Genomic DNA, 5,858 nt, shown 5'->3' on the forward strand with positions numbered 1-5,858 from the left:
GGGTTTTCCCGCATATCCAGCCCAAACTGGCAATGAGGAATCCATCAACCTAAAAAAATCTTCACTTAATGTATAGCGCTGGCTAATGCGGGATACGTAAAAAACAAAAAATGAATTAAATTTAATAAAAAGTGAGTGATGATGCTTGATTCAATTCGTTTAGTACGAAAATATATAAACCCGTAACCCATCCCTGCAATAAAAGCCAAGAGCACATATAAAACTCCTCCAGTATAATGAGCTAATCCAAAAAGAATAGATGCAATAGAAATTGCTAGTAAGTTTCCATACTTAATATTTTGAAATACCAAGCATAAATATTTTTGAATAAATCCTCTGAAAAAACCTTCTTCTGCTACACAAACAAATAATAAATTAGTACATGACCATATTAGTAAGCTACTCGGTAATTTTGGATCAAATCGAACATAATGAAATAGAAATGAGAGGCAGGCTATAATCAAGATTAATACTAATGCCCCAGGAGTCATACCTTTGAACATTTTAATCCATTCATTTTTTGTTGTAATTAGCTGATGAAGAATACCTAAGATAAAGATGCCTACAATTGTCTTATCAAAATTTAGATAAAGACTAAATGGAATTCCATCTTCACTAATTTTTACTTTATCTAATACTTGAAGATTATGAAATCCAGGTACAATATGTAATGCTAATCCACACCCTAAAATCAATAGTCCTACCGCAGATAAAATTCGTACTATTAGAGATATTTTTATATTTTGTAGAAAATAGGCAAAGCAAGCCAAGAGTAAAATAAAAACAACAGAAATTAATTCAATCCGTTTGCTAATTAAGCCAAATAGTATTGAAACCCCTAACATCAAACTCCATAAGGGAATTCTTTTAAAGTGGGGTACCCACAAAAATATAACGGTTAGGTAAAGGAAAATATAAGTAAGGAGTGTGGTGATCTGATTTGTTATAAGATACATTCTCTTCTCTTTGATTTACTAATAAAAGCTTTTAGTGACAGATACTTGCCATAGCCTAAATGAGTTTTAATAATTTTTTGGATTGGAACTCCAAGATGATAAAGATGCAGAATTTTTTCTTCGTCCTTATCATACATTGAAGCTTGAACTACTCCCTTAGGTTTACCAAGTTTTATTCCCTTAGCTGCACGTGCTTTTAATCCCTCTTTTGTTCTTTCCGAAATAAAATCTCTTTCTAACTCGGCAAGCATTGAAAAAATAGTAATCAATACTTTATTTGTCATATTATTCTTGGCATCAGGATTTAAATCAAGATTCTGCTTAATCAAAATCAACCTTGCTTGTTTATCCTGAGTAATTGTTTCAATCGTATTAAGTGTTTCTTTAATTGAACGGCCTAAGCGTGATAATTCACAAGAAATAACAATATCACTTGGTAATAATTTATTTAGCAATTCATCAATCCGGCGATGAGCAGTAGATTTGCGTGAAGACATTTCCAACTCAATCCACTCATCAACCATTAGTTTCTGATCCATGCAATATCGACTGATGCTGTTTTTTTGGCTATCAACATTTTGTTCTTGAGTACTCACCCGAACATATCCATAAATCATACAAATTTCATCCAGTTATTATTACTTCTGTATTAAGGTGGTTTTGATACATAACACAATAGATTTTATTATCGTTTATGAAGCACCTATATGTTATAGTTTTTCGCTTTATAAAACGAGCGTTAAAAGAATTAAATTTAATGTCCTGGATGTACCTTAATGGCAAAGCTTGAAATACTGACCCCGGCAGAACAAAATATTTTCAATGCTCCGCCAAATTTTTCCCAGGATGAACAAAATAAATATTTTTGTTTACCACCAGAAGTAGCAGTCTGGCTGAAAAGCGTGGAAAGTATTACCAATAAAGCTGGATTTATTTTATTGTTTGGGTATTGCCTGGCAGGAGCGCGATTCTACCAGCCAAGACAGTTTTATGAATCTGATCTCAAGGTCATATGCCACCAATATGGCTTTGACAGGAATGAGGTGCTACTAACAAAATATAATCAGCGGACGTTTAATTACCACAAACAGATAATTCGGGAATATCTAGCGATAAAACCCTTTGATGAAGAGGCAAAAATATTGTTCAGGGAAAGCATCCATGATCGAGTTGCCCGTCGTTACCCACCAAAACAGATTTTACAGGATGTATTCGATCTTCTGAAAGCCAGGCACATTGAGATCCCTCGTTATAATCGATTTGCCCTGAGTATCACAGAAATAATCAGTGATTATGATAAACATCTGGTTCATATGATTGAGGATCAATTATCCGATGATCACAAAATAAACCTGGATGCTCTTCTTAAAATGGATGATGCCGATTCTTCAACAATTGCCAGACTTAAAACAATCAGTCACTCAAGAAAACCAAAGGAAATCAAGGAAAGTATCCAAGATTATCAACTAATCCAAATCATATACAATAGTATTGTCCCCTTGCTAGACGGACTAAATTTGCACAATGACACAATCAAGCATTATGCAACCTGGATTCGCAAGGCCAGCCTGTTTCAAATTAATCAGCTTCAGTCTGATAAACGCTATCTCCATATAATCTGTTTTCTGGTTCATCAATATCAGTTAAGACAGGATATTTTTGCTGATATTTTACTGAATTGTGCGAAGGCCACACAAAACGCTGCTGTGAAAAATGAAAAGGAACAGATCTTTAAACAGAAAGACCAGCAAAAGGAAACCCTGCAATTATTATCAGATGCAAGAATATCCTATAAGGCTCAACTGAAAAAAATTGAAAAGCTGGCAACATCCCCTGTTTTAAGCGATTCGGAGAAGATTCAGCAAATCAGGCAGCTGTTAGAGGACTATCATCAGCACCTGGAAATCTATCCACCGGAACCAAAACTGGATGAATGTACAAAACAGGCACTCGATGAGATGAATGCACAAAACTATTACCAGATACTGGAGGATTTGTCTCTTAAATTACAGAACAGAGTAGCTGACATTTTGCGTAATATTGCATTTGATATCCCGGAAAATCAGGATATTCCTGCTATTTTGGTAGCCATTAAACATTATCAGGCTAAAACAGGGAATGTGGGGAAAGAGGCGCCAGTCGGCTTTTTATCTGAAAGGGAGCAGGTGGTACTTTATTCCAGTGAAGGTAAATTCAGGATCTCCCTTTATAAGGTGCTGCTGTATTTTTATACGGCCGACGCTTTAAAAGCGGGTGTTATCAGTCTGAAACCAGCCTATCGCTATCTGTCACTGGAAAATTATTTACATCCCAAAGAACACTGGCAGGCTAACAGAAATCGGTTACTGGAAGAAGCCGGACTACTCGATTTTGCAGACATTTATCAATTAATTTTAACCCTTCAAAAAAAGCTTCATGGTGCATATCATAAAACCAATCGCCGTATCAAGGCAGACAAAAATCTGCACATCAAATTTGATTCAAAAGGACGAATGGTTCTGGCAACGCCTAAAGTCGAAAAGATAAATACGCAGTCTGTATCTTCTCTGTTTTCTGATCAGAAATACACATCGGTACTGAAAATATTGAGTGATATTCAGTGGTTAACTGGTTACCTCGATTGCTTTCGCCATCACAGCGTTAAAGACAAGAAGATCTTGCCCAAAAAATCCATATTTTATGCGGCGATTTTAGGAATGGGATGCAACATTGGCATCAGCAAGATGGCCAATGTCTCGAAAGGGATTACGGCAGATGCCCTGGAAAACTTTGTAAACTGGCACATGAGTCTTGATAACATTAACGCAGCCAATCAATGCATTCTTGATCTGCTCGGTAAGCTATCATTAGCCAGCATCTATCAAAAAAATCCTGGTGAATTACATACATCAAGCGATGGGCGAAAAGTCAGCGTAGTTGTTGAGTCATTAAATGCCAATAAATCATTTAAATACTTTGGAAGCGGTTCAGGATCTTCACTTTACAGCTTTATTGATGAGCTCAATCGCCTATTTTATACTACGTCCATCAGTAGCTCTGAACGTGAAGCAGCCTATGTCGCGGATGGGTTATTACATAATCTTTCGATCAAGAGCACAATCCATTCCACTGATACACATGGTTATTCTGAAGCAATTTTTGGGATATTGAATATGCTGGGGATTTACTTTGCACCCAGAATTAAAGGGCTGAAGAAAGCCACCCTATACAGTTTTAACTCTAGAAGCACCTATGAAACCAAAGGATATAAAATACTCCCGCATCGCTATATCGACACTGATTTAATTAAAACACATTGGGATGATATTTTGCGTTTGATGGTTACGATTAAACTTAAAGCCACAACGGCATCACAACTGTTCAAGCGCCTCAGTTCATATTCTAAACAGCATCCATTGTACTGTGCCATCAAGGAATTTGGACGGATCATTAAAAGTCTGTTTATTCTTCGGTATATTGATGATGTGGAATTACGGCAGGCTGTTGAAAAACAGTTAAATCGCATTGAGCTATCAAATAAATTTTCAAAAGCTATTTTGTTTGGTAACAACCAGGAGATTCAATACAGCAGTAAAGAGGAACAGGAAATGGTTGTTGGCTGCCAGCGCTTAATCCAGAATGCAATTGTATTATGGAATGAGCTATATCTTTCGCAAAAATTAGCCTTATTAGAGGATGAAGAAAGCAGGAAGGCATTATTAACCATTATTCGCAATGGGTCGACTTTAATCTGGCATTACGTCAATTTGCATGGGGAATATGACTTTACTCAGGATATTGAAGAACAGGATATGTTGTTCGATATGGACAAAATATTAGCACTTAAAGTCGCTTAGCTGTCTCATTGCCAGTTTGGGCTGGATATGCGGTAAAACCCTAATTACTATTCTAAGGGGAAATTAATTGAATTATTTGGCAATAAGTTGAATAAATAACATAGTATATGGCAACAAATGAAATAGATAAGCTTCCATAATATAAAAAATTGCTTCCTGCTGTAGAATAATGAACAACTAAATCTACGTAAAGAATTAAAACCAAATAACAAAACCAAATTATAATAATTCCTAGAGATAATGATTTCTTTAAATTAATCAACGATCATCACTTGGTTATCAGATTTTTATCCTACAATTTGCTTAGTTCTTAATTTTCCATTATTTTCTCAAAAAAATGTTTACGATTTTCCGAAAAAATTTACTCCATTCAAATATTCAAACAATCAGGAGTCTATTATATGATTGAACAAATCGTATCAGGGGGCCAAACTGGCGTTGATCAAGCAGGCCTTTTAATTGCTGAAGAGTTAAAGATACCCATCGGAGGCTGGTGCCCCAAAGGTGGATTAGATGAAAATGGTGTCTGTATATTAGATAGATATCCCTCTTTGAAAAAGGCGGCTACTATAGATCCAGATGAAAGAACCAAGCTAAATATTCGTGATTCTGATGGGACCTTAATTATTGCTCCATGTTTACCTCTGTCTGAAAAAATACAAGATGGCACTCGATTAACGATTGCAGATGCAGAGCGACAAGGAAAACCACACCTAATTATCAGCTTAACTGAAAGAGATAGTGCAGTTGGTGAGATACACGAGTGGATAAGGAGAGAAAATATCTGCGTACTTAATATAGCTGGCCCGAGAGAATCTAATAGCCCAGGAATATATTTAGGTGCGTGTGATCTTTTTCGAGAATTATTTGCAGAGTTAAAACCTGCTCTCCATATTTAAGAGTTGTGGTTATGCATTGATAATGTAATATTTCTCCCTTATTTAAGTCAAAAGTTGCGATAGAGGCATTAAAAGGTCATAAAACGCCCAATGAATTAGCATCGGAATTTGAAGTACATCCAACACAAATTAACCAATGGAAAAGGCTGTTATTAGAAAGCAGCAAG

Annotated in this window: 5 protein-coding genes; 3 read left to right on the top strand and 2 right to left on the bottom strand. The window is 35.8% G+C overall.

What is annotated here, in order from left to right; translation table 11 throughout:
- Positions 1–65 precede the first annotated feature (65 nt).
- Entirely contained in the window at positions 66–845 is a 780-nt protein-coding gene (locus tag WA877_RS01805) for a lysostaphin resistance A-like protein (RefSeq protein ID WP_425169233.1), read from the bottom strand.
- Positions 846–943: 98 nt separating this feature from the next.
- Entirely contained in the window at positions 944–1,573 is a 630-nt protein-coding gene (locus WA877_RS01810) for a recombinase family protein (protein WP_425169234.1), read from the bottom strand.
- A 159-nt stretch (positions 1,574–1,732) separates the two neighbouring features.
- Here WA877_RS01810 and WA877_RS01815 point away from each other — a divergent pair, with 159 nt between their 5' ends.
- The 3 genes from WA877_RS01815 to WA877_RS01825 form a co-directional block, all read left to right on the top strand.
- The gene (locus tag WA877_RS01815) at positions 1,733–4,792 is read left to right on the top strand and encodes a Tn3 family transposase (protein ID WP_425169235.1); all 3,060 of its coding nucleotides are present in this window, start codon (positions 1,733–1,735) and stop codon (positions 4,790–4,792) included.
- Between the two features lie 401 nt (positions 4,793–5,193).
- A complete protein-coding gene (locus WA877_RS01820; protein WP_425169236.1) occupies positions 5,194–5,691 on the top strand; it encodes a putative molybdenum carrier protein in 498 nt (165 codons plus the stop codon).
- Between the two features lie 29 nt (positions 5,692–5,720).
- Positions 5,721–5,858, top strand: a 138-nt coding sequence (locus WA877_RS01825) for a transposase (protein WP_425169237.1), incomplete at its 3' end; no start/stop codon positions are given.

The sequence above is a fragment of the Legionella sp. genome (genome assembly GCF_049790535.1).
Lineage (GTDB): Bacteria > Pseudomonadota > Gammaproteobacteria > Legionellales > Legionellaceae > Legionella.